Source organism: Gammaproteobacteria bacterium (assembly GCA_021648145.1).
Lineage (GTDB): Bacteria > Pseudomonadota > Gammaproteobacteria > JAADGQ01 > JAADGQ01 > S141-38.
Genome location: JAKITI010000014.1, coordinates 31,842 through 56,621 on the forward strand (window position 1 = coordinate 31,842; position 24,780 = coordinate 56,621).

Annotated in this window: 28 protein-coding genes; 8 read left to right on the forward strand and 20 right to left on the reverse strand. The window is 44.1% G+C overall.

All coding sequences use genetic code 11. From position 1 onward, the window contains the following. Positions 1-10 precede the first annotated feature (10 nt). A complete protein-coding gene (gene truA / locus L3J70_09620) occupies positions 11-790 on the reverse strand; it encodes a tRNA pseudouridine(38-40) synthase TruA (protein MCF6236610.1) in 780 nt (259 codons plus the stop codon). A gap of 4 nt (positions 791-794) precedes the next feature. Continuing rightward, entirely contained in the window at positions 795-1,382 is a 588-nt protein-coding gene (locus L3J70_09625) for a methyltransferase domain-containing protein (GenBank protein MCF6236611.1), read from the reverse strand. A gap of 55 nt (positions 1,383-1,437) precedes the next feature. Here L3J70_09625 and L3J70_09630 point away from each other — a divergent pair, with 55 nt between their 5' ends. Continuing rightward, the gene (locus L3J70_09630) at positions 1,438-2,052 is read left to right on the forward strand and encodes a thiol:disulfide interchange protein DsbA/DsbL (GenBank protein ID MCF6236612.1); all 615 of its coding nucleotides are present in this window, start codon (positions 1,438-1,440) and stop codon (positions 2,050-2,052) included. Positions 2,053-2,127: 75 nt separating this feature from the next. On the opposite strand, the gene ptsP is transcribed toward L3J70_09630, so the two are convergent. Continuing rightward, positions 2,128-4,389 (reverse strand): phosphoenolpyruvate--protein phosphotransferase, encoded by a 2,262-nt coding sequence (gene ptsP, locus L3J70_09635; GenBank protein ID MCF6236613.1) that lies wholly within the window; start codon positions 4,387-4,389, stop codon positions 2,128-2,130. A 20-nt stretch (positions 4,390-4,409) separates the two neighbouring features. Then, the gene (locus L3J70_09640; protein ID MCF6236614.1) at positions 4,410-4,916 is read right to left on the reverse strand and encodes an RNA pyrophosphohydrolase; all 507 of its coding nucleotides are present in this window, start codon (positions 4,914-4,916) and stop codon (positions 4,410-4,412) included. A gap of 122 nt (positions 4,917-5,038) precedes the next feature. On the opposite strand from L3J70_09640, the gene L3J70_09645 reads away from it, so the two are divergent. Next, complete coding sequence (locus L3J70_09645) at positions 5,039-5,695, forward strand: HAD-IB family hydrolase (GenBank protein MCF6236615.1); 657 nt, start codon at positions 5,039-5,041, stop codon at positions 5,693-5,695. Between the two features lie 73 nt (positions 5,696-5,768). On the opposite strand, the gene rplS is transcribed toward L3J70_09645, so the two are convergent. Genes rplS through rpsP form a run of 4 tightly spaced genes read right to left on the reverse strand, consistent with a single transcriptional unit; the run spans position 5,769 to position 7,685 of the window. After that, a complete protein-coding gene (gene rplS / locus L3J70_09650) occupies positions 5,769-6,119 on the reverse strand; it encodes a 50S ribosomal protein L19 (GenBank protein MCF6236616.1) in 351 nt (116 codons plus the stop codon). A 31-nt stretch (positions 6,120-6,150) separates the two neighbouring features. Beyond that, the gene (gene trmD, locus L3J70_09655; GenBank protein ID MCF6236617.1) at positions 6,151-6,891 is read right to left on the reverse strand and encodes a tRNA (guanosine(37)-N1)-methyltransferase TrmD; all 741 of its coding nucleotides are present in this window, start codon (positions 6,889-6,891) and stop codon (positions 6,151-6,153) included. 24 nt (positions 6,892-6,915) lie between these two features. Next, positions 6,916-7,413 carry a ribosome maturation factor RimM gene (gene rimM / locus L3J70_09660; protein ID MCF6236618.1) on the reverse strand — a complete coding sequence of 166 codons (498 nt, stop codon included), beginning with the start codon at positions 7,411-7,413 and terminating at the stop codon, positions 6,916-6,918. A gap of 14 nt (positions 7,414-7,427) precedes the next feature. After that, complete coding sequence (gene rpsP / locus L3J70_09665; GenBank protein ID MCF6236619.1) at positions 7,428-7,685, reverse strand: 30S ribosomal protein S16; 258 nt, start codon at positions 7,683-7,685, stop codon at positions 7,428-7,430. A gap of 223 nt (positions 7,686-7,908) precedes the next feature. Here rpsP and pcnB point away from each other — a divergent pair, with 223 nt between their 5' ends. The 6 genes from pcnB to L3J70_09695 all read left to right on the forward strand — a co-directional run bounded on the left by pcnB (position 7,909) and on the right by L3J70_09695 (position 12,766). Further along, complete coding sequence (gene pcnB / locus L3J70_09670) at positions 7,909-9,222, forward strand: polynucleotide adenylyltransferase PcnB (GenBank protein MCF6236620.1); 1,314 nt, start codon at positions 7,909-7,911, stop codon at positions 9,220-9,222. Continuing rightward, positions 9,222-9,719 carry a 2-amino-4-hydroxy-6-hydroxymethyldihydropteridine diphosphokinase gene (gene folK, locus L3J70_09675; protein ID MCF6236621.1) on the forward strand — a complete coding sequence of 166 codons (498 nt, stop codon included), beginning with the start codon at positions 9,222-9,224 and terminating at the stop codon, positions 9,717-9,719. The genes pcnB and folK overlap by 1 nt, the downstream gene beginning before the upstream one ends. Beyond that, complete coding sequence (gene panB / locus L3J70_09680) at positions 9,716-10,528, forward strand: 3-methyl-2-oxobutanoate hydroxymethyltransferase (protein MCF6236622.1); 813 nt, start codon at positions 9,716-9,718, stop codon at positions 10,526-10,528. Before folK ends, panB begins: the two co-directional genes overlap by 4 nt. Before the next feature lie 3 nt (positions 10,529-10,531). After that, complete coding sequence (gene panC / locus L3J70_09685; protein MCF6236623.1) at positions 10,532-11,389, forward strand: pantoate--beta-alanine ligase; 858 nt, start codon at positions 10,532-10,534, stop codon at positions 11,387-11,389. A 175-nt stretch (positions 11,390-11,564) separates the two neighbouring features. Next, positions 11,565-12,245, forward strand: a complete 681-nt coding sequence (locus tag L3J70_09690) for a hypothetical protein (protein MCF6236624.1) — start codon at positions 11,565-11,567, stop codon at positions 12,243-12,245. Between the two features lie 140 nt (positions 12,246-12,385). Continuing rightward, positions 12,386-12,766 (forward strand): aspartate 1-decarboxylase, encoded by a 381-nt coding sequence (locus L3J70_09695; GenBank protein ID MCF6236625.1) that lies wholly within the window; start codon positions 12,386-12,388, stop codon positions 12,764-12,766. 69 nt (positions 12,767-12,835) lie between these two features. On the opposite strand, the gene L3J70_09700 is transcribed toward L3J70_09695, so the two are convergent. The 12 genes from L3J70_09700 to L3J70_09755 all read right to left on the reverse strand — a co-directional run bounded on the left by L3J70_09700 (position 12,836) and on the right by L3J70_09755 (position 24,774). Beyond that, on the reverse strand, positions 12,836-13,042 hold the full coding sequence (locus L3J70_09700; GenBank protein MCF6236626.1) for an SAP domain-containing protein: 207 nt from the start codon (positions 13,040-13,042) through the stop codon (positions 12,836-12,838). A gap of 84 nt (positions 13,043-13,126) precedes the next feature. Next, positions 13,127-15,922: a phosphoenolpyruvate carboxylase gene (gene ppc / locus L3J70_09705; GenBank protein ID MCF6236627.1), complete on the reverse strand. Its 2,796-nt coding sequence runs from the start codon at positions 15,920-15,922 to the stop codon at positions 13,127-13,129. Positions 15,923-16,221: 299 nt separating this feature from the next. Next, the gene (locus L3J70_09710) at positions 16,222-17,550 is read right to left on the reverse strand and encodes a sensor histidine kinase (protein ID MCF6236628.1); all 1,329 of its coding nucleotides are present in this window, start codon (positions 17,548-17,550) and stop codon (positions 16,222-16,224) included. Next, complete coding sequence (locus L3J70_09715; protein ID MCF6236629.1) at positions 17,547-18,215, reverse strand: response regulator transcription factor; 669 nt, start codon at positions 18,213-18,215, stop codon at positions 17,547-17,549. Before L3J70_09715 ends, L3J70_09710 begins: the two co-directional genes overlap by 4 nt. 3 nt (positions 18,216-18,218) lie before the next feature. Beyond that, positions 18,219-18,524: a PepSY domain-containing protein gene (locus L3J70_09720; GenBank protein MCF6236630.1), complete on the reverse strand. Its 306-nt coding sequence runs from the start codon at positions 18,522-18,524 to the stop codon at positions 18,219-18,221. Next, positions 18,512-19,090: a diheme cytochrome c gene (locus tag L3J70_09725; GenBank protein ID MCF6236631.1), complete on the reverse strand. Its 579-nt coding sequence runs from the start codon at positions 19,088-19,090 to the stop codon at positions 18,512-18,514. The genes L3J70_09720 and L3J70_09725 overlap by 13 nt, the downstream gene beginning before the upstream one ends. A 29-nt stretch (positions 19,091-19,119) precedes the next feature. Beyond that, a complete protein-coding gene (locus tag L3J70_09730; protein ID MCF6236632.1) occupies positions 19,120-19,797 on the reverse strand; it encodes a cytochrome b/b6 domain-containing protein in 678 nt (225 codons plus the stop codon). A 180-nt stretch (positions 19,798-19,977) separates the two neighbouring features. Next, positions 19,978-20,967: an aldo/keto reductase gene (locus L3J70_09735; protein MCF6236633.1), complete on the reverse strand. Its 990-nt coding sequence runs from the start codon at positions 20,965-20,967 to the stop codon at positions 19,978-19,980. Between the two features lie 5 nt (positions 20,968-20,972). Next, positions 20,973-22,094 carry a DNA photolyase gene (locus L3J70_09740; GenBank protein ID MCF6236634.1) on the reverse strand — a complete coding sequence of 374 codons (1,122 nt, stop codon included), beginning with the start codon at positions 22,092-22,094 and terminating at the stop codon, positions 20,973-20,975. Between the two features lie 12 nt (positions 22,095-22,106). Beyond that, entirely contained in the window at positions 22,107-23,096 is a 990-nt protein-coding gene (locus L3J70_09745; protein ID MCF6236635.1) for a ParB N-terminal domain-containing protein, read from the reverse strand. Continuing rightward, a complete protein-coding gene (locus tag L3J70_09750; GenBank protein ID MCF6236636.1) occupies positions 23,096-23,650 on the reverse strand; it encodes a DUF1415 domain-containing protein in 555 nt (184 codons plus the stop codon). The genes L3J70_09745 and L3J70_09750 overlap by 1 nt, the downstream gene beginning before the upstream one ends. 134 nt (positions 23,651-23,784) lie before the next feature. Then, positions 23,785-24,774, reverse strand: coding sequence for a DUF4434 domain-containing protein (locus L3J70_09755; protein ID MCF6236637.1), 990 nt, complete (start codon positions 24,772-24,774; stop codon positions 23,785-23,787). Positions 24,775-24,780 lie beyond the last annotated feature (6 nt).

The following is a 24,780-nucleotide window of genomic DNA, read 5'->3' on the forward strand; positions in this document are numbered from 1 at the left end:
CACAGTGTTTTTACCATACCAGTGGCATCGCCTTCGTCTCTGGAATTTCATATTTTTCAGGATAAGTTACATTCACAAAATACAAACCGTGCGGCGGTGCCGTCACTCCGCCTTGAGTGCGATCACATACTTCCAGCAACTCTTGCGCCCACTCAACAGGCCGCTCACCCGCGCCAATGGCCATTAATACACCCGCAATATTGCGTATCATATGGTGTAGAAAAGCATTCGCTTCAACATCAAGCGTAATAAATGGCCCACTGCGATCAACCTCCAATGAATGAATGGTTCGTACTGGATTTTTCGCCTGACAAGCCACGGCTCGATAGGAGTTAAAATTATGCTCTCCAATCAATAACTGCCCCGCCGCTGCCATTTTTTGTACATCCAGATCACGACGATCCCATGAGACTCGCCCCGCCAGAAAAGAGGGGCGCACTTTTCGGTTCATAATAATGTAGCGATAACGACGACGAGTGGCAGAAAAACGGGCATGAAATGTATCGTCCACCGGCTTCGCCCACAGCACACTCACCTCTTCAGGCGAGTTGACATTCGAACCCATCACCCAGGAGTGCATGGTACGCTCAGCATCCGATTCAAAATGCACCACCTGCCCCATGCCATGCACACCACGATCAGTCCGCCCCGCGCAAAACAGTCGTACAGGATGATTTGCAACGATAGATAACGCAGCTTCCAGACAACCTTGTACCGTACGCGTACCATCCTGTACTTGCCACCCAAAAAAGCTTTGGCCATTATATTCAACACCTAATGCAATACGCATGTTTTTACCGTTTTTGTGCCACCATTTTCACTTCATTCCGAAACCCTTGCGAAGAGTCACCCACATACCCTTCTTCACGATAAACCAGCAAACGCATTTGTGAAAAAAACGTCAACAGTTCGTTATCTGCAAGACGAAAATCTGGATTACTCGGCCCTGATTCGTCCACCTGTAAACGACTGAATGTTTGATAGAACAATAACCCCCCAGAGCGCAGTGCATCCTGAATGGCTGGCATCAGAGAACGATCCAGAAAATAGCTGACAACAATCACATCAACACTATTAGGCAACATGGGTTCCTGCACTACATCTCGCATTTCAGCATGGAATGATTTAGAAAGCCCCTGAGCCTTAGCCGTTTCATTTAACCGCTGAACCGCTACATCAGAGATATCCCACGCCAAAGTTTCTAAGCCATGCTTAGCGAGCCAAAGTGCATTTCTTCCCAACCCACAAGCCAGCTCCAATGCTTGCCCCTGCTTTGGTAACAGATAACTATTTTCTCTTAACACCGCAACAGGATCACCCGAATCTGTCACTTCACTATAAATTTTATTCCACTTTTCTTTGATTGCTACCATACCTGACATAAACTCTCACCTTAGCTATGATTAGATTTTGATCAATTTTGGGAATTATATACTTATGAAAAGCAACTTGGCACTTTTAATCATTACATTGATTTTTTCAAGCCAGACATGGAGTAAAACTGCATTCAAAGAAGGGGTTCATTACCATTTAATTCAAAATTCGACAAATCAACAAACCAATAAAAACAATATACAAGTGAAAGAGTTTTTCTGGTACGGCTGCCACACCTGTTACGCCCTGCAACCTTACTTTGAACATTGGGTTAAAACAAAAGCTGACCGTATTAAATTTGAGCGAATCGCAGCAATGACTCATGACAACATGGAGTTGTTGGCAAGAAGTTATTATGCGGCAATGGAATTAAACCTCAGCAAACAGATCCATATTCCTCTATTTACTGCAATTCACGGACACAAAACAAAAATAGAAAACCAGACTCAACTGATCGCCTTTCTCAAAAAGCAGAAAATTGACAGCAAACAGTTTATCAAAACAATGCAAAGCCCAGAGATTACAAAACAGATTAAACGTGCCAAGCAACTCGGAGAGCAGCTTGAAATTACAGGCCCACCAACGATGACTATTGGGGGTCGTTACCGAATTGATCCAAGCGGAGTCGGCAGTGCCAGTGAATTTATTGATTTACTTGATTTTTTATTAGCCCGATAAAAAGCGGGGTATTCTACGCTTTATCGTATCTCGTTCCCGTGTGGGAACGAGAGTATTGTCATGACTCATCAACACCTACTTTCCAGCACGTACCAAATAACCTAACCCAACCTCTTCAAGCGCTTGTGAAAGTATTTCACGAATCGCATCAGCATCTTCACACTGAAGCGCTTTAGCCAAAACCTCTTGCGCCTGAGGCACAGTGAAATGACGAATGACTTGCTTAACTCTGGAAAGCGCAAACGCGCTCATACTCAAATTATCAACCCCCATCGCAATCCACAAGATTGCTGCAGCAGGATCACCTACAATCTCCCCGCAAATGCCCACAGGCTTACCTAACGGCGCAACAGATTCTGTAACTTGTATCAGCGCCTTCAATAATGAAGGGTGCAAACTGTCATAAAGCTGTGCAACACGCGGATTATTTCGATCCACTGCTAATAAATATTGAGTAAGATCATTCGTTCCCACAGAAATAAAATCGACTCGCTTAGCCAATTCAGCTGCTTGATAAACAGCCGAAGGGACTTCAATCATCACTCCTGTCTTTGGCCTTTGAATATGCAAACCACCGTCAACCAACTCATCAAATACTGATTTTACAATGCCCAGTGCAGCATCTACTTCGCTGATATGACTCACCATTGGAAATAGTATTTGCAAATTATTCAAGCCCATGCTTGCACGCAACATCGCACGAATCTGGGTTCGAAAAATTTCAGGGTGATCCAGAGTGATACGAATTCCCCGCCACCCTAGAAAAGGGTTTTCTTCTTTGATTGGAAAGTAGGAGAGATGTTTATCTCCACCAATATCTAAAGTACGCAATGTGACAGGAGAAGGGGAAAATGTATCCAGCACGACACGATAAATCAGCCGCTGTTCATCTTCACCGGGAAAGCGCTCGCGTGCCATAAAAGGAAATTCGGTACGATACAAACCGACCCCTTCAGCACCACATGCCAAAGCTGCTGATATATCGGATGAAAAACCTGTATTAGCCAATAACTTGATACGAAAACCATCGACTGTTTGTGCTGTTTTATTACGCAAGCGATTGAGCTCAGTTGTCAGCTCACGCTCCTCATCAGCGAACCGCTTGTATTCCGATCGCATCGCAGCAGAAGGGGAAGGATAAAAGCAACCACGATAACCATCGATAATGACATTTTTCTTATCCATTTTCCCAACGGATAAATTGATTGCGCCAACAACAGCAGGAATTCCCAGTGCATGCGCCAAAATAGCGACGTGCGATGAACGTGAGCCATTTGCAGAAACAATCCCGGCAAGACGTTCCACTGGCACTTCGGCAAGCGCGGCGGCAGACACTTCCTCCCCTACAAGGATCGTATGCTTTGGATATTCGAGTGGTTTGCGCTTACCGCTCTGCAAACTAAGCAATATACGTCGCCCCAGATCATAAATATCATCCGCCCGCTCCCGCAAATAAGGGTCTTCAATTTCCTCAAAAAAATGAGCATGTTCATTAACAGTATCTCTGAGTGCTCCGGCCGCCCAACTTCCTTTCTGAATACGCTCAATCGTTCGATCAACCAACCCGCCACCATCCAGCATCAGCAGATAAGCATCAAAAAGTGCACGATCCTCTGGAGCCAGCACCGAACTCAATCGCACCATTAAGCGCCTGATATCAGCCCTGACTTCAGACAGTGCTTTTTGAAACACAGTGATTTCGGCATCAATATCGACAACCTGGCGATCAGGCACCGCATCCAGATCCGCCGCAGGGTAGACCACGAGTGCAACACCAACAGCCACACCAGGTGAACCAGGAATCCCTGTAATTGTTTGATTTTGGTTATTGACCTGACCAGACGCAGACTTATTAGATAACATTTGGGCATGAGCAACCGCCCCCGCAAGCTGAATAGCAATCGTCTGTAAAAAAGCAACTTCATCTTCGTTAAAATAACGTTTCCAACGCTGGCGAACCACGAGAACGCCGAGTACCTTTCTGAAGTGAATAATCGGTACACCTAAAAAACCGGGAAGGTGGTCATCCTTCAGATCTTTCATCCGCTGGTAACATGGATGCTCAAACAAGTTTTCCAGATTGAGTGACTCTTCACGCCGACAAACCAGACCAACGAGTCCTTCATTTTTTTTTAAACTAACTTTACCAACGGATGTCTCAGCCAAACCCGCTGCCGCCTCCAACACATAACACTCGCGCTCAACATTTTCCAAATAAATGGAGCAAGCATCTGAAGATGTTGCCTCTTTGATACGCCGCACTACTTGGGACAGCAATTGATCCAGACGACGTATATTATTAACGTCCTGAAGAATGCTGTGAAGTGAAGCGAGCATAGATTACGGATAATCCACGATCAACACCTGCCTGCACTTCGCCGTGAGGGCGTATTTTTATAAACCAGCGGTGCTAACTCATTCAACGCATGATGATAAACTTTACGTTTAAACCAGACAACAGACTTAACAGGGTACCAATAATTAACCCAGCGCCAACCATCAAATTCAGGAACATCACACGCATCAAACCTCAGCTTGCTCTCCTCAGCCACCAGGTTAAGCATGAACCAAACCTGTTTTTGCCCAATACAGAGAGGCCTGCTATGCGAACGAATGAGATGTTTAGGAAGATCATAACGCAACCAATCACGAGTTTGCCCCATGATATTCACATGTTCGGGCTCAAGCCCTAATTCCTCTTTCAGCTCGCGATACATCGCCTCCTGAGCTGATTCATTTTCACGAATTCCTCCTTGTGGAAACTGCCATGAGCCCTGACCAATGCGCCGAGCCCAGAGCAACTTACCGGAATTATTACTCACAATAATACCAACGTTATGTCTATACCCTTCTGAGTCTATCATTTTGAGCTCACCATAAAACGAAATACACTTTGTCATGCGATGCGCAATCTGTTATAAATTTTTAATTTTTAGCGCAACCAAATTTATTCCTGATAACTTTATCATAAAAGGAGTCGTAATCGTTGGCTTTAGCAATTTTTGATCTGGACAATACTTTATTAACAGGTGACAGTGACTATCTGTGGGGGCGTTACCTTGTTGAAAACAAGATTGTTGACCCTGATTTTTATGATCGGGAAAACAGACGCTTCTATCAAGAGTATGGAGCAGGCACACTGGATATTAACGAGTTTCTTCGTTTTTCACTAAAGGTACTTGCCGCTCATGATAAAAAAATACTTTTTGACTGGCGTAAAGATTTCATCGAACAAAAAATTATCCCGATCATTCCTGCCGCAGCACACCATTTGCTGAATAAACATCGAGAACAAGGAGATATTCTGCTTATCATCACTGCAACCAACCGCTTTGTGACTGAGTTAATCGCAAAAGAGCTGGATATTGAACATTTACTTGCGACAGATCCTGAAGAAAAAGAGGGTCAATATACTGGAAATTTTACAGGTATACCCACATATCAGGAAGGCAAGGTCGTTTGCCTGAAAGAGTGGCTCAAGGTACAACAAATAACATTAGAGGGGAGTTGGTTCTACTCTGATTCACATAATGATCTACCACTTTTAAAAATTGTTGACAACCCAATTGCAGTAGATCCTGATGAGACTTTAAAGCAATATGCTAATCATCATGGATGGCCAACAATAAGCCTTCGATCATAAGTATTTCACGCAACAAAAAAGCCCCGACAAGCAGAGCCTGCTGGGACTTTTTTATTTTAACTTAGGTTTTAATTTATTTTACAAGCTTCTCTTTAATGCGAGCCGCTTTACCGCGTAACTCACGAAGATAGTACAGCTTAGCACGACGTACCACACCACGACGCTTCACTTCAATCGAATCAATCGCTTGACTGTAAGTTTGAAAAACACGCTCGACACCTTCGCCATGAGAGATTTTACGTACCGTAAATGCCGAATTCAGGCCTCGATTTCGTTTTGCAATTACAACACCCTCGAAAGCTTGCAAACGCTCTCTTGTTCCTTCTTTTACTTTAACCTTTACAACAACAGTATCGCCCGCTCCAAACTTAGGCACTTCACGCCCCATTTGCTCTGCTTCGATCTGACTGATCAAATTACTCATAACGCATCCCCATCAATATCAAATTAATAAACTAGTTTTCAACTTCCCGCTTGAACTCTTCGAGCAATGACTGCATTTCATTATCAAGCACTGCTTTTTCCAATAAATCTGGTCGCCTTTGCCATGTTCGACCCAATGATTGTTTCTGTCGCCAACGTGCGATCACCTGATGGTCGCCACTCAATAGCACTGCCGGCACTGATCGACCACCAACGACTTCAGGCCTTGTATAATGCGGGCAATCCAACAGATGATTTGCAAATGAGTCTTGCTGTGATGACTCCGTATGCCCCAGCGCCCCAGGCAACAGACGAATCATCGCATCAATCACGACCATCGCAGCCAGCTCGCCACCACTTAGAACATAATCACCAATCGACCACTCTTCATCCACTTCAGCCGCAATCAAACGCTCATCAACACCTTCATAACGCCCTGCGATAAACGTAATATTTTTTTTTTCGAGCAGTGATTCAACACCCACCTGATCCAGAGTTCGCCCCTGCGGCGAGAGATAAATCACTCTGCTCTGCCCACCTGATGCCTTCTTTGCCGCATGAATTGCATCACGCAATGGCTGAACCATCATCAACATACCCGGGCCACCACCATAAGGGCGGTCATCTACAGTGCGATGCCGATCCACAGCATAGTCACGCGGATTCCACGTATCAAACTGTAACAACCCTCTCTTCACCGCCTTACCTGTAACGCCATACTCTACCAGAGCATCAAACATTTCAGGAAAGAGCGTAATAACATCAATTCGCACAGCAAAAAAACCTACGCCGCCTCATCAAAAATCGGGATCCCAATCCACCTGAATAACACCGTCATCCAGGCTAACCTTAAGAACACATTCATCAGTATAAGGAAGCAAACGTTCACGCTCACCTTTCACAACAAGCACATCATTCGCACCCGTTTCGATCAAGTGATCCACCTTTCCCAGTATTTGGCCATCAACAGTGACAACTTCCAGCCCAACCAAATCAGACCAATAATATTCGCCCTGTTCTACTGGTGGCAATTGCTCAGATTTTATTACAATTTCGAGCCCAACCAACTGCGCGGCAACATCACGATCAGTAGAGAATTCAAGCTGGGCAACAACGCCCTTGCCATGAACCCGTCCGGCAATGACCCGAGTCATTTCGGAACCTGCTTCTCTCTTTAAGTACCAGGGCGAATAGGTCAGTATATTTTCTCTAGGAGCCGTATACGAAAAAATTCGCACCCAACCCCGCACCCCATACACCCCAGAAACTTTACCAACAACAACCCAGTCACTCATACCGATTGAGCTGGTTACGCTGCAGCTTGCGCCTTTTTATGCTCCGCCACCAGACCCGAAACACGCTCAGAAAGCTGTGCTCCCAGCGCTTGCCAGTGCTCTACACGCGCCAATTCGAGACGCAACCGTTCTTCATTACCACGAGCCACTGGGTTAAAAAATCCGATCCGCTCAATATAACGGCCATCACGTGGGCTGCGGCTGTCAGTCACAACTATATTGTAAAAAGGGCGTTTTTTAGCACCGCCGCGCGCCATACGTATCGTTACCATCTAGACTATTCAAACCTCTAAAATAAATAAAAACTACTAGCATCAGAAAATACTGATACCATGAAAACCGAGCCATTCTACGGATCAAGCACACCATCTGCAAGAAAAATTTCCACTACTGTAATTTCCCTACAATTTATACAATATTAATACCAAGCCGATATACAACAGACTGAAACCGTGTATTATACGCGCCTTTTAACGAACTTAAGAGTACACAGGATTGGATTCCGTAGCAAAGATTACACAACCCATAATAACACCTCGATCAGAGCATAATATCTCACGCGCATACATCAGTGAAAATGCGCTTACGGTATTGTATTGCCTGAACGAAGCGGGCTACCAAGCCTACCTTGTGGGCGGCTGCATCAGAGATATGCTACTGGGACGTGAGCCCAAAGACTACGATATTGCAACCAGTGCCCGTCCCAATGAGGTCAATGCACTATTTCGTAATTGCCGGTTAGTCGGTCGCCGTTTTCGACTGGCTCACATAAATTTTGGCCGTGAAACAATTGAGGTCGCCACATTCCGCTCATCTCATCAAGCTACGACTGCAGGCGTGGAAGCTGAAAGTGGGCGCGTTTTAAGAGACAATGTTTTTGGCACGCTTGAAGATGATGCGATGCGCCGTGATTTCACTGTCAACTCACTCTATTACGGTATTGATGACTTGGCCATACGCGACTATACCAACGGAATTCAGGATATAAAGAATGGCACTTTACGGCTTGTCGGAGACCCTGATACACGCTATAAAGAAGATCCCGTGCGCATGTTGCGAGCCATACGCTTTTCGACAAAGCTAGGCTTTAGCATTCACACGGACAGTGAACAACCGATTAAAAAACTGGGACATCTTTTAAAAGATATTCCTGCTGCACGCATTTACGAAGAAGTCCTCAAACTATTTCTGGGTGGCTGCGCAGTTCAGACTTTTGGCTTGCTACGTCACTATGGACTGTTTCACAACCTGTTCCCACAACTTTCCACCTGTCTTGAACAAGAGGAGCATGGCTACCCACTCACCTTTGTCGCTCAGGCATTAAGCAACACCGATAAGCGCATATCAGAAAATAAACCCATCAGCCCATCATTTCTTTTTGCCTGTTTATTGTGGGAGCCGGTACGCGTTCTCGCACAAAACATCATACAAAAACAAGGCGTGAGCGAAACACAAGCAATGCAGATGGCAGGCGAAACTGTCATGATGAACCAGTTACCACTCGTCGCAATACCACGCCGTTTCAGTACGCCCATGCGTGAAATATGGAATATGCAATTACGCTTCCAACACCGCTATGGTCAACGCCCTTTACGTTTTTTAACACACCCAAGATTCCGTGCTGCCTATGATTTCATGCTACTACGCGGCATGGCCGGCGAAGAGTTACAGGAAACTTGTGATTGGTGGACAAAATTACAAGATCAACCTGAGGTTCGACATGAATTAACTGCAGGCTCAAAACCCAAAGACTCTTATCGCTCAGCACGCCGAAAACGACCTGCTAAACGTAAAAAACCATCCAGTTGATGACATCCGTTAGAGCTTACGTTGGTCTAGGCAGCAACCTAAACAGCCCAATTCAACAAGTCAAACAAGCACTATCCACACTCAAAGCAGTCCCAAACACAAAACTCATCAGCCATTCGTCGCTTTATCAAAGTGCACCGATGGGGCCGCAAGACCAACCCAACTACATTAATGCAGCTGCAGCACTCGATACAACACTTGATGCAGACACACTATTAACTGCTTTGCAAAGCATCGAAAACCAACAAGGCAGAGTACGCGATGGACATCGCTGGGGACCACGCACTCTTGATATGGATCTGCTTCTTTACGGAGAAGTACAGCAAAAAAGTATAAGGCTCACACTTCCCCATCCTGCGCTGCACTTAAGAGGCTTTGTACTGGTACCTCTCAATGAAATTGCACCTAGTCTCATCGTTCCAGGACTTGGAAAATTACAAAAAATCATGAACAATATTCGAGCGGATAATTCACAGATTTTGGAGAAAATATCATGACCTCACATAACCCAGCAACACCGATCACGCTTCCTACACTGAAAAAAATGAAAGCGTCAGGTGAAAAAATCACTTGTCTAACAGCTTATGACGCAAGTTTTTCTCAATTACTGGATCAAGCAGGAGTTGAAATATTACTTGTTGGCGACTCACTTGGAATGGTTATTCAGGGTTTCGATTCAACGCTCCCAGTCACAATGGAAGAGATAATTTACCACAGCCGCTGTGTTGCACGAGGGCGACAACGTGCATTACTCATGGTTGACATGCCATTTTCAAGCGACCTGACTCTGGACGACACATTAAAAAATGCAGGTCGCCTCATGAAAGAAGGTGGAGCGCACATTATAAAGCTGGAGGGTGGTCACCAACAAATTAAAGCCATCCAGACACTTGCACAACAAGGAATTCCGACCTGTAGTCATTTGGGTTTATTGCCACAATCGGTACATAAACAAGGGGGATATCGAGTTCAAGGGCGTGATAGCACAAGTGCGCAAGCACTGCTCAATGAAGCCACTGCAGTTGAAAAAGCAGGGGCTGACCTACTGTTATTAGAGTGCATACCCGCCACTCTTGCCACAACAATCAGCCAAACTGTTCAAATCCCCGTCATCGGTATTGGTGCAGGCAATGGCTGCGATGGTCAAGTACTTGTCTTATACGATGCACTCGATATCACTGCTGGAAAAAAACCCAAATTTACTAAAAACTTTCTTGAAGGCAGCCACTCTATTCTAGGCGCGATAGAGAAATATATGGCTGAAGTCAAAAACGGCACCTTCCCCTCAGACGAGCACAGCTTTTAATTTATGCGTACCATACAAAAAATAGATGAAATACATGCCCAGATCCGAGCATGGCACAATGCAGATAAACAGATTGCATTTATCCCAACCATGGGAAATTTGCATGATGGCCACCTATCACTCATCAAACAAGCCCATCAACGTGCTGATCATGTTGTTGTCAGCATCTTTGTCAACCCAATGCAATTTGGAACAGATGAAGATTTTGAAAATTACCCTCACACACCACAAGACGACAATAAAAAGTTATTCGAAGCAGGGATTGATTTGCTATTTATACCAACTGCATCAGACCTCTACCCTCAAGGCATTGAAGCAAGCACTCGCGTTGAAGTACCTGGTTATTCTGATATTTTATGTGGCGCTCATCGCCCAAATCATTTCACAGGCGTTTCGACCATCGTCACTAAGTTTTTCAATATCATACAGCCTGATATCGCACTCTTTGGCGAAAAAGACTACCAGCAACTATTGATCATTCGCCGTGTCACTGAAGATTTATGCATTCCGGTCACCATCCTGAGCACACCCACAATAAGAGAGCATGATGGCCTTGCCATAAGTTCGCGCAACAGCTATCTGTCAGTCAGTGAGCGACAAAATGCCCCCACCCTATACAAAACATTAAAACAAATAAAAAAGGAACTGCAATCAGGCAACCTTGACTACACGGCACTAGAAAAAAGCGCACTTTCAATGCTCGCAAAAGAGAACTTTGCCCCTGATTATTTCAGTATACGCCGAGCCGATAATTTAGCACTCGTACAGCCAGAGGATAGCCACCTTGTTATACTGGCAGCAGCCAAGCTTGGAAAAACCCGCCTTATCGACAACATAAGTGTCACGATCACTGCCACATAATAACGTAACAACACCAGCAATTCCCGTCGTTAATGTGCTAAAATACACTGACAAATAAAAAGGGTAAAAAGCCCTATAACAGTATAATTGCAGGGTGCTTGATTTGTCTAAAGAGGATTTTCACCTCATTAGCTCACGCTCATGCTGAGCGCACCCAAATATTTGGGAGAAAGAAATGTCTTATAAAAATAATGTATTAAAAATAATAACATTAGCAACACTCATCTTAGCACCAATATCCCTGCAGGCAGCGCAGATAACGCAGGCAACAACATGGATGGCTATTGGTGCCACTAATGCCTGGAGTGGTAATTCTGAAATTTCTGAATTCACATTTGGAGGTGCGACTTTCACAGATGGTCAGTTTAATACAGACTATTCCGAAAGGATTTTAACTAGTTCTGTTATTTGCTGTGCGAATTATAGAAGAGGAGGAGGAAGAGGAGAGATGAGTTACTCATTCAATGATTGGAGTATATTTTCAAGTCCTGTACATGATTTTAATGATATGACAGCACCGCAAATTGACCTCAGTGAAATGCGCGCAAATTTTAGCTCATTAGTATTTACCGTTTGGGATGAAAATGGAACTGCTTATGATGGCTGGGATATCGGCAACCCAGGGTGGGTTCCTATAATTGACAATGGAAATAATACATTTTCAGCATCTTGGATTACTCCCGCACCACGAAATAAAGGGGACAACTCCTTCTATCCTCCTGGAGATAAATTTAGTATAACATTTATGCCAACACCTGTTCCTATGCCAGCATCCATATTGCTTTTATGCTCTGCCTTGCTTATTTTGTTCTCTACATTAAAAAAGCCATATAATCGGGCAACCGGAGGACTCTAACACCCAACCCCCACAAGCACTGCCATTTAGTTAAACCTACAAAACAGTTTAGACAAGGCTCAAAAATACAGGAAATTACAGGAAATTACAGGAAATGTTATACTACGCGACCCAATAACAGAATAGGAGCGTTTTGCTATATGCAGTGCACCATGCTCAAATCTAAATTACACCGTGTACGAGTCACTCACTCAGAGCTTGAATACGAAGGCTCATGTGCGATTGATGGTGTATTACTTGATGCTGCGAACATACTGGAGTATGAGCAAATTCATATATACAACATCAATAATGGTGAGCGCTTTACCACATACGCGATTCGCGGCGAAGAAAACTCTGGAATTATATCAGTCAACGGCGCAGCCGCCCATAAAGCCAACCCAGATGATCGGCTCATTATCTGCACCTATGCAACTTTACACAAACAAGAGCTTGATACTTTCAAGCCAGTTCTAGTCTATTTCGATGAAAACAACCAAATTTCCCACTGCAAAAGTTCAATTCCGACTCAAGCTGCATAAATAAACAAAAAAGCCCCGCTCATTTGAAAATAAACGGGGCTTTATTATTAACAATACGACTCAAACAAATTACATTTTCAACGCACGCCTTGCCGAAGAAAAACAGTCATCACGCCACAAACAGCCCACCTGATCACAACCATTGGATTTCTCAGTCGCAAAACAACTGTAATTACCTTCACATTCCTGAATTGTTCTAATCAAAACTGTTTTATTCAGTTTCCCAGACTTAATACCATTCTCACGAGCGATTGTGCGAACTTCTTGCATATTCATATATGGGCTATTCCTTTCACCAAAAATTAAATACGTTCTTAAAACAAGAAAACAGTTGCTCTATCGGCACATATAGAACAAATTTTAGCCCGTATTTCGCATTCCTGACGCAATGGCATTAATACTCCTGAGCAATGGATCAATCCACTGCTGCCGCTCTTCGTCACTTAACGATTCATCACGACAACGCTCAAGCAGTACAATCTGAATATGGTTGAGCGGATCAAGATATGGATCACGTCGATGAAGCGTAAACTCCAAAGATGAGCTATCCTCAAGCAGACGACTTATCCCGGCAATACTCAGAATAGCCTTCACCGTTTTATTAAACTCATCATTAATCTGTTGAAAAAATTGATCGGCCAACGCTTTATCTTCACACAAACCCGCATACTCTTTTGCAGTTTCCATATTAGCCTTAAACAAAGCCATCTGCGTATTGCCAATCAAAGCACTAAAAAATGGCCACTGCTGATTCATCTCTTTGAGTTTTTCCAACACATCAGGTTGTTTCTCTTTTAACGCCTCAAAAGCACTCCCTATTCCATACCATGCGGGCATGGTATAGCGTGACTGAGCCCAGCCAAATACCCAGGGAATTGCACGGATTGATGATTTGGAAGGATCCCCTTTTTTACGATGACTTGGGCGTGAGCCCAAATTCATATACCCCAGCTCCGTCACAGGGGAAGTTTCATAAAAAAAGTTAAAAAACCCAGCCTGATGATCTGTTAGATTACGATAAGAGTCCTCACCACTACGAGCAATTTGGCTCATAATCTCCAGATATTCATCATTATCTTTCTTAGCCCCTACAATCAGACTTGTACTGGATTTCATCAAACCAGTCACACCGAGAGAGAGTTCGTAAACCGCTGTTTCAACATTACTGTATTTAGAAGAGAGCATTTCGCCCTGTTCAGTAATTTTGATTTGTCCCAGCACCGTTCCTGAAGGTTGGGATAAAATGGCATCATGTGTTGGACCGCCACCCCGACCAATCGTCCCACCACGACCATGAAACAAGCGACAATCAATACTGCGTGACTGTGCCAGTGCAATCACTCGCTTTTGAGCCTCATAAAGACTCCAGACAGAGCTCAGAATACCGCCATCTTTACATGAGTCAGAATAACCCAGCATGACTTCCTGCAAATTGCCCGATGATTTCAACAGAGTGGTATAAGTCGGATCATCGAACAGCGTATTCATTACCGGTTCAATATGTGACAAATCTTCAATCGTTTCGAACAGCGGTGACACATTGACATGACAAAACCACTCAGAACCCCGCAGCCCTACCAAACCATTCATATAGGCCAACCACATCACCTCCATGACATGACTGGCTGTGTGCGTCATAGAAACCACATAACTACCAAACGCACGAGGACTGATCTCTTTACGCATTTGAACCATCACACCAAACACATCTAGCGTTTCAAGCGTTGGCTCACTCAAAACATCTCGATCAATCGAAGATGATTTTTTGTCCTGCTCGATAAAACGAGCCAATGCCTGCAATCTTTCAGATTCATTCAGTGATAGATAATCCAGCTCACTGTCATACTGAGCGATAATTTCAGCAACCGCCTCTGTATGGCGTGTTGATTCTTGACGAATATCCAGCTGAGCCAGAAAAAAGCCAAAAGTTTCTACCAGACGAATCAAGTCTTTCAGCTCACCATTCGCAGCACTGCCATCACCATGACTGACCAAGGAACGATGAATCACACACAAATCTTCAAGAAATTCATTCTCTGATGGATAGGCATCCTCAAAAGCCGTTGGCGATTCACCAGCTAAGCGCTGCTTCACTGCTTTTAAATTACACTGCAAGCGATAGCGCATGACATACAACTTACGCCGATAACACTCATCACGAAAGCGATCAACATGCCCCAGTGCAACTTCAGCATAACGCTCATCATTTTCCAGACTTTTCAAGAGTTTTTCACTGGGCTGACATAGCAAGCTTGAATGCGATAAAATACGGCTGAGCCCTGTCACACGGTCAATATACTCACCCAAGATAGATCGAGACTGCGTACGCATCGCATAAACCGTTGTCTCAGGTTTAACATTAGGATTTCCATCACGATCGCCGCCAATCCATGAACCGAAATGAATAAAATTAGGCACACGAATATTGTGTTGCAGAGAGCCATCTTCGCCGTAAACACGATCAATCGCTCTTTCTAGATAACGGTAAGTCGTGCATACAGCATCAAACAGACTGTCTTCAAAATAGTAAATACCATTTTTAAGTTCATCTGCAACCGTTGGCTTTTTCACTCGAACTTCATCAGTTTTCCATAAAATCTGAATCTGAGTTTCCAAGTTACGAATAATCTCCTGACGCTCATACTCACTCAGGTTAGGATTATCAACACGCTCACTGGTCACAAATACTCGGCGCAGTGCTTCCATGATAATACGGCGTTTTGACTCCGTCGGGTGCGCAGTCATGACTGGAATATAAGCAAGACGATTCAGCAAAATTTGCAGTTGCTGCTCACTAATTTCTTGATCACGAAACTCTCGAAGTGTTCTATCGAACGAGCCGTGCCAAAGTACACCACCCTTGTGTACCTGTTGGCGACGCTCTCGATGCTGATAAGACTCTTCAGCAATGTTAACCAGACTGAAATAAGTACTGAATGCACGAACTACGTGAGTAACGCTTTCAGAATCAAGGTCGGCAATCAACCTGCGCAGCATTTTACTTTTTTCAGCATCGACGTGATCTCGAAGATCAATGTACCCTTTTCGCAGAGTCTCAACAGCCTCGAATACTTTATCACCCGCCTGGGCATGCAAAATATTGCCCAGCAAATTCCCAAATAATCTCACACGTGCGTGTAACTGCTCATCACTCATGAAACATCATTCCTTTTAACTTTATTGAAAGTGGGATGAAAATATTTTCGCGCATTATACCCTTTCAGAGGCGATCTGTTTACTAACTTCGGGATAAGGGACGTATACTGAATAATTTATACTTCAAGTTTCGGAGCTAATTTTCGCCCAACTGGAGGCCTCCATGAATAATGACACGAACAAGCGCATATTACCAAAGCCGTAGCCAGTGGCTTCTAGGAGGCTGTCCTGCGCAACCGCCAACTCCAACAGTTTGCAATGAACTCTCCCCCATAAATAATAAGATCAAGCCAATATATTTAGACTCGATTTTCAGGAAAAACCACCCGAACTTCCAAACCACCCAATGTTGCAGAGTGTCCAAAAGTAATCTTTCCCCCATAAAGTTCAACAATCTCTTTTACTATAGCCAGCCCTAGCCCGTGCCCACTGACAGATTCATCAATACGCACGCCACGCTGGGTGAGTCGTTGCAACTGTTCGTTATCACAGCCGGGGCCATCATCTTCAATGGTGATATGCAGACCCTGTTTTTTTTGTAATGTGCAGATCACTTGGCCGTTGGCCCATTTGCATGCGTTATCTAGCAAATTACCCAGCAATTCCAGCATATCATTACGATCAGCCTGGCACTCCATCGGTTCATCAATGTGGCTCTCTATGTTCAGAGCTTTATCACGATAGACACGCTGCAACACATCAATAAGTGTCGGCAACTCTTCACTGGGTACGAAGCGCTGCCCAGGTATTGCGGTTCCAGAGAGTCGTGCTCTTTTGAGTTCACGCTCCATAAGTTGGTGGATCTGCTGGGTATTTTTATTCAGCTCTGAAGTTAGCTCTGGGTGCGGTTTTAATGCGTCATCTCGTGTGAGTTGCATGATAAGGTTCAGAGGGTGCTTCAGTGCATGAGATAAATTACCCATCGCATTGCGTGAGCGTTGTAAACGCTGACTCAGCAGTTGCAATAGATGGTTCACCTCACTCACCAAGGGCTGAACTTCCGTGGGCACTTCTTCAGAAAGGCTTGTCAGGTTACCGGAAGAGAGCTGCTTCAACTCATCACGCACTCGATTCAAAGAACGAAAAGAACGAACAATCACTTGGTGCTGAACAGCAAGAAGAGTCAATAAAATAAGAAGCACGCCAAGCGCAAAATAGCGATTAAATTGAGCCAAGGATTCATGCAGTGGTGAAAGGTCTTCGGCAACAATGATGGTGATATCTTGCTGATAACGCCGGTAACCCGTGGCATGAAAGAGTAACGGCTGATGGTTCGGGCCGATCGCCTGCCAATAATCACTTTTCCCTGGAGCCATCAAGCGGCTCACCAGCTGTTCATCCCAGAGTGAACGTGAACGTAATGTTTGCGAGCCGCTGAGCACAAGGTAATAGTGTCCCGAAAAAACCTGGCTATAAATGCCTCCTGTGCTTTCAGGTTTCAGCTGTAGTTGCTCTTTATTTACCATCAACGCGGTTAGCAACGCCTCACCATCATGCTCTAAACGTGAAAGCATCACCTCTTGTGAGATGTGCGCAATACTCGCGCTGGTAAGCCACCACATTGCTCCCATCAAAATCACCAAACTGGATGTCAGCCCAAGGTGTAACCGTTGTTGCAATGATTTCACGGTTGAGTTCCAGCAAAAATATAACCTTGACCCCGTCGAGTTTCGATCAGTTTTTTGTCGATTTTATGGCGTAAACGTGTGACATAGACTTCAATGACATTGCTGTCACGGTCTGTATCACCTTCGTAAACATGTTCAGTGAGGCGACTTTTAGAAAGAATCACGCCCGGATGAAGCATGAAGTAACGCAGCAGCCTGAATTCGGTGCCTGTTAATTCGTGTTGTTTACCCTCTGGTGTCATCGCCACCTGGCGCTCTTCATCCAGAGTAATTCCAGCCAAACTCAGCCCGGAGGCAGCCTTGCCGTGGCTGCGTCGCACTAATGCATCAATGCGCGCCAACAGCTCTTCGGGGTGAAAGGGTTTGCCAAGATAGTCATCGGCTCCTGCTTTAAGGCCATCGACTCGCTCATGCCATGCATCTCGTGCGGTGAGAATGAGGACGGGCACTCGATTTTCCCGGCTTCGCCAGTTTCGCAATACTTCCATTCCAGGCCGGTCGGGCAATCCGAGATCCAGCACCACCAGATCATAGGGCGTTTCATCACCGAGAAATTCGCCATCAATACCATTATTTGCCACATCCACCACATAGCCATGGCGCTTAAGATCTGACTTGATATGTCCCGCCAGTTTTTCATCATCCTCGACTAATAGTAAACGCATGGCTTAATCCTCCAGCTCCCTTTTAAGTATTTTTCCACTGCTCGCATCAATTTCAATTTCCCATAGCTGACCTTCTGAATCCAGGATCAATATTTCATAAAGATAAATGCCATCTTCGCGCTCAAGCTCCAGTTCCAATATGCGCCCATTGATCTCTTTTTTTGCATGTTTCAGAATCTCTTCCAACGCCATGATTTCACCCAGTTCACGTAATTGCAGCGCTTTTTCATGGTCATCATCCGCCCAGGTTAACCCCTGCCAACCCATCGTCAGCAGGGTCAGTGTGATCATGATGATTAGTCGTCCCATCGGCCATACCCTGGAATACGAATTTGATATTCATCATAAGAGCCTTGCTCAGCACTTTGATGGCACGCTTCACACTTGCTGAACGACTTTACCTCGGGATTATCTTGAACCATGCGGCGTGATAACTCATCATGTTCTTTAATAAAATAACGTACCTCAGTAATACGCAAAGGCGCAGCATTGGGTGCTATGGAGCGGCTGAATGAACGGGAGCGTTTATAATCAGACTGATCCGCAGCATTTTCTTTTAGATAGTCTGTTAACACCTTTTGATCTGCCAGTTCCATCTCTGCACTCTCTCCAAAGTGATCTTCTAGACCATTCATTAATTTTTCCCATGAGCGAGCAGGCAAAAAACCTGGCTGAAAGGCCATATGGCAACTGCCACACTCTTCTTTGTATTGCGCATTGTTTACCGGAGCCACATCTAACTTTCCACCATAGTTACGATCATAGCGATGATCTCGTTCACTTTCTTTATTACCTTCATAGTTACTTGCATAGACTAATCCAGTTCCGATAGCCAGTGTGGCCGCCAGTGTTACAAATAAACTTAATTTTTTCATGATTGAGCACCTTATTTAATGAAAAGTATTTACTTTTGTTGAAACTGAGATTTCACTCGATGAACCACTTGTATCAAAAGTTCCATCATGTTGGTTTGCCATTTGTTGCGGACACCTCCTGACTGAGTTCCTATTGAAGTCTCTTCTAAACGTTTTTTTCCTGAAATCATGCTCCGAATAAGACTTTCTTGATGTTGAAAACTGGCGAGTAAAACACCAGCGACATGAAGCACGATAAGCAGAACCGTGAAGTTTGCAAAAAACTCATGAAGCTCTTCAAAGAGATCTTCAGATGCACCGCCTAAGTAGAACCCGATATTAGCGAAAGGGCCGGCGGCTTCTTCAACTCCATAGAGAGCCAATCCCAATACGCCAGTCAGAGTAATGCTGACCATCAGCGCAATTACCATCAGGCCACCCGCGGGGTTATGCCCCAAGTAACGGCGTGGGTGAAAAGTGAAGATGCTTTTAATATATTGTTTAACCTCAGCAGGGCTTTTTACAAAATTGGTGAAGCGCGCGTGCTTTGTGCCAATGAATCCCCAGATCACTCGAACAGCGATCAGCCCAAATATGTAATAACCTGCATAAACGTGCAGCGTTAAAAAATCATCGTCGGTGAGGTACGCAATCATGAAGCTGAGAACCAGACTCCAATGGAAAAACCGTACTAATGGATCCCAGACTTTAACCCATTGTTGTGCCATATCTATTCTCCTCTTACTGTCATATTGAGGACTAAGATAAAACAGTTACCTGAAATGAAGCTGAAAAGTATGACGGCTTGTGATATTAATTTCGAAACACAAAATCAAGCGTTCGTAATTATTTTTATTTGAAGTTATATTGGGTTACCACGCTGGGCTGTCTATGTAGAAAATAGTCTTTCAGGGGATGAATATTTCACTGCTTTCTGAATATATTCGGTAACGCCACAAATGTTGCCAAAGAGTTTCGCCACAGAGCTCCATCAACACAGCCTGATCCATCTGAAAATAGTCCTGATACTTTAATAATATTTGAAGCTGAGAAAGCGTTTTAGGCCCTACAATAACGCCTGAAACACCTCTAAAACTAAAAATCCATGCAAGAGTCAACACAGAGACGGGAATATTTTTTTGATCTGTCAATTGCTGAAGATTATCCAGCCAACATCGAATTTCTGAAGAGTGATAATAAGCATTGCTGCGACGAAAATCTTTTTTACCCAGAAAATCCAACCCCGCTGAACTTTTCCCATCACCGAGCAACCCTTGCTCTAATGGCGAATAAGCCAAGTGATGACAGCGCTGCTGTTGTTCACCGATACGCAAAATATCATCGCTACGATGAATGGGATTATGGTGCACCTGATGTGCTATTCGGGCAAATTCAAGAATATGCGATTCAACCTGCTGTGCTGTTAAATTACACGCACCCCAATGACGAATCAGGCCTTCTTGCTGAAATTCGCGCAATGCGTCCAAACTATCACTTATCGGCACCTTTGGGTCGGGCCAGTGTAGCTGGTATAAGTCCAGATAGTCAGTACGTAATCGCTTTAGGCTTTGCTGCAAACTTTGACGTAAAGACTCGGGGCTGGCTCGATGAAAAACATTGCGCCCCTGCCATTCCAAGCCACCTTTACTGGAAATAAATATTGATTCGCGATGATGCCTGGCTAAATTTACAAGCAGTTTTTCCGATTTTCCATGCGCATAAAATCCCGCCGTATCAAAATGTCGAATACCAGCTTCAAACGCTGAGTCAAGCAGTGCCTGTGCATCTCGCGCATCACAAAAACCAAAGCCTTCGCCCCCCATGCTCCATGTACCCAGCCACAACCGTGGCAATACAGCACCTTGGCTCTGCAATGGCATGAAAGGCAATGATGCCACAGCTATTATACTTTCGAGCTTTCGTACAATTCTCGCTCAGGCGCCTGATGCACCAAATCTGGAAAACGGCGGTAGAGCGACTCTGTCATCAAAAAATCAAGATGTTCTGCAGAGTCAGGGCTGGTTCCAAACACTTTTTTCCACATATCCCACCGCTCCATACAGAGGTATACATAAGGTTCATCACCGCCATAACGACGAATCAGCTGATACACATGTTGATACATCGCACTGCGCAGTGGTTTGATATAACGCATTTTACCATCATCACCCAACACCATTTCAGCCGATGTCATACGGCTTTTGGGGAAGTTATGTTCCATTGATTTTTTCATTTCAGGATTAAAACGCAAACTGCCAATCGAAATCCATGCCACCTGTTTTGGCGAAACCATTTGAAATAGTTGCTCAATCAACGATTCATAACCGGCTTGCCAACCTTCATGCAAAATCATCGGGTCAAAATGAATCGCGACAAGATAACCATCATCTGTAACTTTTTTAATCGCTTCCAGACGTGCTTGCAATGATGCCGTTTTGAGCTCTTCCGCTGTAATCACCGCTTGCGGATTTAAGCTCCATGCAATCACAACACGCTGGCCGTGATCCAGCCCCAACAAACTATCTACATGTGCTGATTTTGTTTTCAGCTCCAACAAGCAGTTTTTCATCGGCTGAACAGCTCGCACTAAATCGGCAGACGCATGTGTTTGAGGCTCAATCGCGAGGCTGTCGCCAAGCTCCCAGGTTCCAAAACGAAAAAATCGCCATGGCTCTTCGGCAGCTCGTTTTTTAACATCCGCTAATAAAGCAGCAGTATCTGCAACAACAGAAGTCGTGGTATCCGTTAAATAGTTCTGTAAAAAACAGTAAGAACAATCATAAGGACAGTTGCTAACAGAAGGCAGCACATAAACATTGCAGCAAATATATTGGTCGCTATGTGAAGCACACCGACTGAATGCATTGCCTTTTTTTTCTGTAATGGCAATAATTTTTTTACCATCACGATAATCCGATAAATTTGGAGCAGCATCGACCTCAGCCACATTATCGCTGACTTGTAAAAAATGCTTGGCAATCGCACTGTCCTGCTGACCTTTTTCGATATAACCTTTGTATTTCATATATTCAACAATTTATAAGTGCCTAAACAGCTCTTGAACACCTTGATTTACCTCACCAGACTGCAAGCGTTCAACCACTTCTTGCCACTCTTCAGGCTCTTTCACGGCAAACATCATTTTGAGTTCACGATTTTCCAGCGTCGAATCCCAGACTAAATTTGCGGAAGGCGGTAACTTCATTGCAGCTTTTGACTCCACCATTTCCTGATTGATTTTAGTCAACAGTGGATAACGACGCAAACGAATCAATTGGCGCAGTTGTTTTGTTTTTTCTTGTGGACTCAAGTTTGAACTCAATAGTGAAAAAACTTCATGATCCTGACGGAATTCATCAATCGTCAACTCATGAGCTCGCAAGTGATCTTTCAACGATTCACACAATTCGTTGACAACGGCCGCTGTTAGAAAAAGCTGTGGCCGCCATGAAAAAACCAGATCAACAACGCCCGATGGATGGCGAGTTAAGTGGTAACACTGTTTCATAGAAAAGCTTTTTTCACCGCAAAATCCCAGTACGACCTCAGGAAGTTTTGCAATACTTTCCAAACGCCTTAAAACTCGATCATGCGCATCCAGACCCAGTGCGGGCAAAAAAAGTTCTAATATCTGCTCGCGAGAAACACCCGACTGTATCGCTGAGACAACACAGCGCAACTTATCAACAAACCGGCTTTCTCTATTTAGCCCAGACTCATGCAAAGCAATATTAAAAACACTCGCATCACAACAGTCATCATCCAGCTCACTTTCCAATAAAACAGTGCATGATACCAAACTGATTTTGTTTTCAATTAAATAGGCCAGTCGCTTAAAACCATCCACCAAATGATATTGGCCTGAAACTTTTTTAACCAAGAGCGGCTGCAATACCCCCAGCCTCTGAAAAGTACTTTCAAGCGGTGCATGATGAAGCTTGATTTCACTCCATTGAAACAGACGATTGAAGCGATACAAAGAGTCTTCAAGAGCAATTTTTAAAACAGGAATCTCGAAAACATTCATTATGATGACTTGCATGCAGCCCACTGCCGCTGCACCTCTTCCAGACCCATCTCCGCCAGCAGTTTCATATTGTTTTCAGGAATGACATCCACATCGGGATAACTTTCACGCGCCTCTTCGATGCTTTTTTCCAGGATCAAGTGAAACATGGGATAAAGTGAACGGTTAGTATAATTACGCACATCATCCGCCTCCAAATCGGAAAATTGATAGTCAGGATGGAAGCTGGCGATTTGTATCGTACCCTCAAGATTAAACTGCTTTATCAAAGCATCAGCGATATTAAGGAACTGATTGTAATCGTCAAAACGATGAAAATAGTTGGGAGTCACAAGAAGAGTCGTCTCCAATTTTTCACGATCAGCACCGCGAAGCTGTTTCAGCTCATCAATCAAAGCCTCTACGATTGCATCCTCTTGAGCCGCCATACAAACATGATAACGAATCACATCGTTACGAAAAGGTTTATAAGCAAAAGGACACAAGTTATGACGTATTACAATATCTTGCACCCATTGACGTGTTTGAGTGACCACCTGATTTTCAGTTAACATGACTAAACTCCATATTGTCCTCCCGCCCCCTCAATAGTACCCAAGGATAACTCTTGCGACTCACCTGAAGTGGAAGATGGAAATAAAACAAGTCAACTCTGCATAGATATAAAATTTACGAGCCCTAAGTACTTTCAAAAATACTCAGTGTAACGTTTATACAATTGTTCTGCCTTGTGCCCCCCTTTTGGGGTCATATACTCAGGAATACTAAAGGCAATATTCTTTTCAGAGTATTGTGCCGCAATCGAAAGTTGCTGAATAATTCTTTCCAGCGGTGCAGGGACTGCCTGAAATGGCTGATTGTCGATTGGAATACCTGCAATTTGTGTGAAAGTTTCGATAATAGCTTGTAACTCAGTTCCTGTTGCTAAAGCGGCATTGCGCATCGCCTTAAGATAGTGGTGCAAGTTGTCTAACTGCAGTTTGTTTACACCAATTCCATCTTGAAACAGCACCGTATCAACATTGGCGCGAACAAGTAACTCACTCCAAAATGTTTGAAAACTGTCAGGACTCAAAGCACCATTTGAAAAACCGGATAAAGCAACTTGCTTGTCAGGGGTTAAAACCCGTAAGTGTTTAGTCAATTTTTCCAGATAATGAAACAACACTTGTTGCGATTCAAAACTACGCCAATTTATATCATCAATTTCTTCTGAAATATACCACCCCTTGAATGAAGAGTATTTCGTTGCCAATGGGCGCATTTCACTTGCAGCCAAAGACGAGCGCTCATAAAAATTATTGAAATACACTTCAAGATCTTGTGGTTCACTACCCACTTTCGCCCAATATTGGGTGTCATAGGCCAAGCCAACAAGTACATCTATATTATGTTCATCGGCTAGCTTGAGAACTATTTCCAAGGGGTGTTTCGGTAAATGTGAATAGTGTGGTGATGGGTAAAATGCAATATCATCAATCACAGACCATTGAATAATAATCTGAGACAGTTGGAGTGCACTAAAGTCATCAAATAATTCATGCCAATCACTCTTTGTCCAGTCACCATGATGCGAAAGCAACTGGACGAATGTTCCTTGTAGACGTGGAGCAGGCACTTCATCACTTTTAGCAATAATAGGAGCGGCTAAAAAAAGCATGCCTACAATGACGCTCACAAACAA

Coding starts and splice junctions, on each gene's coding strand:
- truA (MCF6236610.1), bottom strand. CDS start 790: ATGCGTATTGCATTAGGTGTTGAATATAATGGCCAAAGCTTTTTTGGG.
- L3J70_09625 (MCF6236611.1), bottom strand. CDS start 1,382: ATGTCAGGTATGGTAGCAATCAAAGAAAAGTGGAATAAAATTTATAGT.
- L3J70_09630 (MCF6236612.1), top strand. CDS start 1,438: ATGAAAAGCAACTTGGCACTTTTAATCATTACATTGATTTTTTCAAGC.
- ptsP (MCF6236613.1), bottom strand. CDS start 4,389: ATGCTCGCTTCACTTCACAGCATTCTTCAGGACGTTAATAATATACGT.
- L3J70_09640 (MCF6236614.1), bottom strand. CDS start 4,916: ATGATAGACTCAGAAGGGTATAGACATAACGTTGGTATTATTGTGAGT.
- rplS (MCF6236616.1), bottom strand. CDS start 6,119: ATGAGTAATTTGATCAGTCAGATCGAAGCAGAGCAAATGGGGCGTGAA.
- rimM (MCF6236618.1), bottom strand. CDS start 7,413: ATGAGTGACTGGGTTGTTGTTGGTAAAGTTTCTGGGGTGTATGGGGTG.
- rpsP (MCF6236619.1), bottom strand. CDS start 7,685: ATGGTAACGATACGTATGGCGCGCGGCGGTGCTAAAAAACGCCCTTTT.
- folK (MCF6236621.1), top strand. CDS start 9,222: ATGACATCCGTTAGAGCTTACGTTGGTCTAGGCAGCAACCTAAACAGC.
- panB (MCF6236622.1), top strand. CDS start 9,716: ATGACCTCACATAACCCAGCAACACCGATCACGCTTCCTACACTGAAA.
- panC (MCF6236623.1), top strand. CDS start 10,532: ATGCGTACCATACAAAAAATAGATGAAATACATGCCCAGATCCGAGCA.
- L3J70_09690 (MCF6236624.1), top strand. CDS start 11,565: ATGTCTTATAAAAATAATGTATTAAAAATAATAACATTAGCAACACTC.
- L3J70_09695 (MCF6236625.1), top strand. CDS start 12,386: ATGCAGTGCACCATGCTCAAATCTAAATTACACCGTGTACGAGTCACT.
- L3J70_09700 (MCF6236626.1), bottom strand. CDS start 13,042: ATGAATATGCAAGAAGTTCGCACAATCGCTCGTGAGAATGGTATTAAG.
- ppc (MCF6236627.1), bottom strand. CDS start 15,922: ATGAGTGATGAGCAGTTACACGCACGTGTGAGATTATTTGGGAATTTG.
- L3J70_09715 (MCF6236629.1), bottom strand. CDS start 18,215: ATGCGTTTACTATTAGTCGAGGATGATGAAAAACTGGCGGGACATATC.
- L3J70_09720 (MCF6236630.1), bottom strand. CDS start 18,524: ATGGGACGACTAATCATCATGATCACACTGACCCTGCTGACGATGGGT.
- L3J70_09725 (MCF6236631.1), bottom strand. CDS start 19,090: ATGAAAAAATTAAGTTTATTTGTAACACTGGCGGCCACACTGGCTATC.
- L3J70_09730 (MCF6236632.1), bottom strand. CDS start 19,797: ATGGCACAACAATGGGTTAAAGTCTGGGATCCATTAGTACGGTTTTTC.
- L3J70_09740 (MCF6236634.1), bottom strand. CDS start 22,094: ATGAAATACAAAGGTTATATCGAAAAAGGTCAGCAGGACAGTGCGATT.
- L3J70_09745 (MCF6236635.1), bottom strand. CDS start 23,096: ATGAATGTTTTCGAGATTCCTGTTTTAAAAATTGCTCTTGAAGACTCT.
- L3J70_09750 (MCF6236636.1), bottom strand. CDS start 23,650: ATGTTAACTGAAAATCAGGTGGTCACTCAAACACGTCAATGGGTGCAA.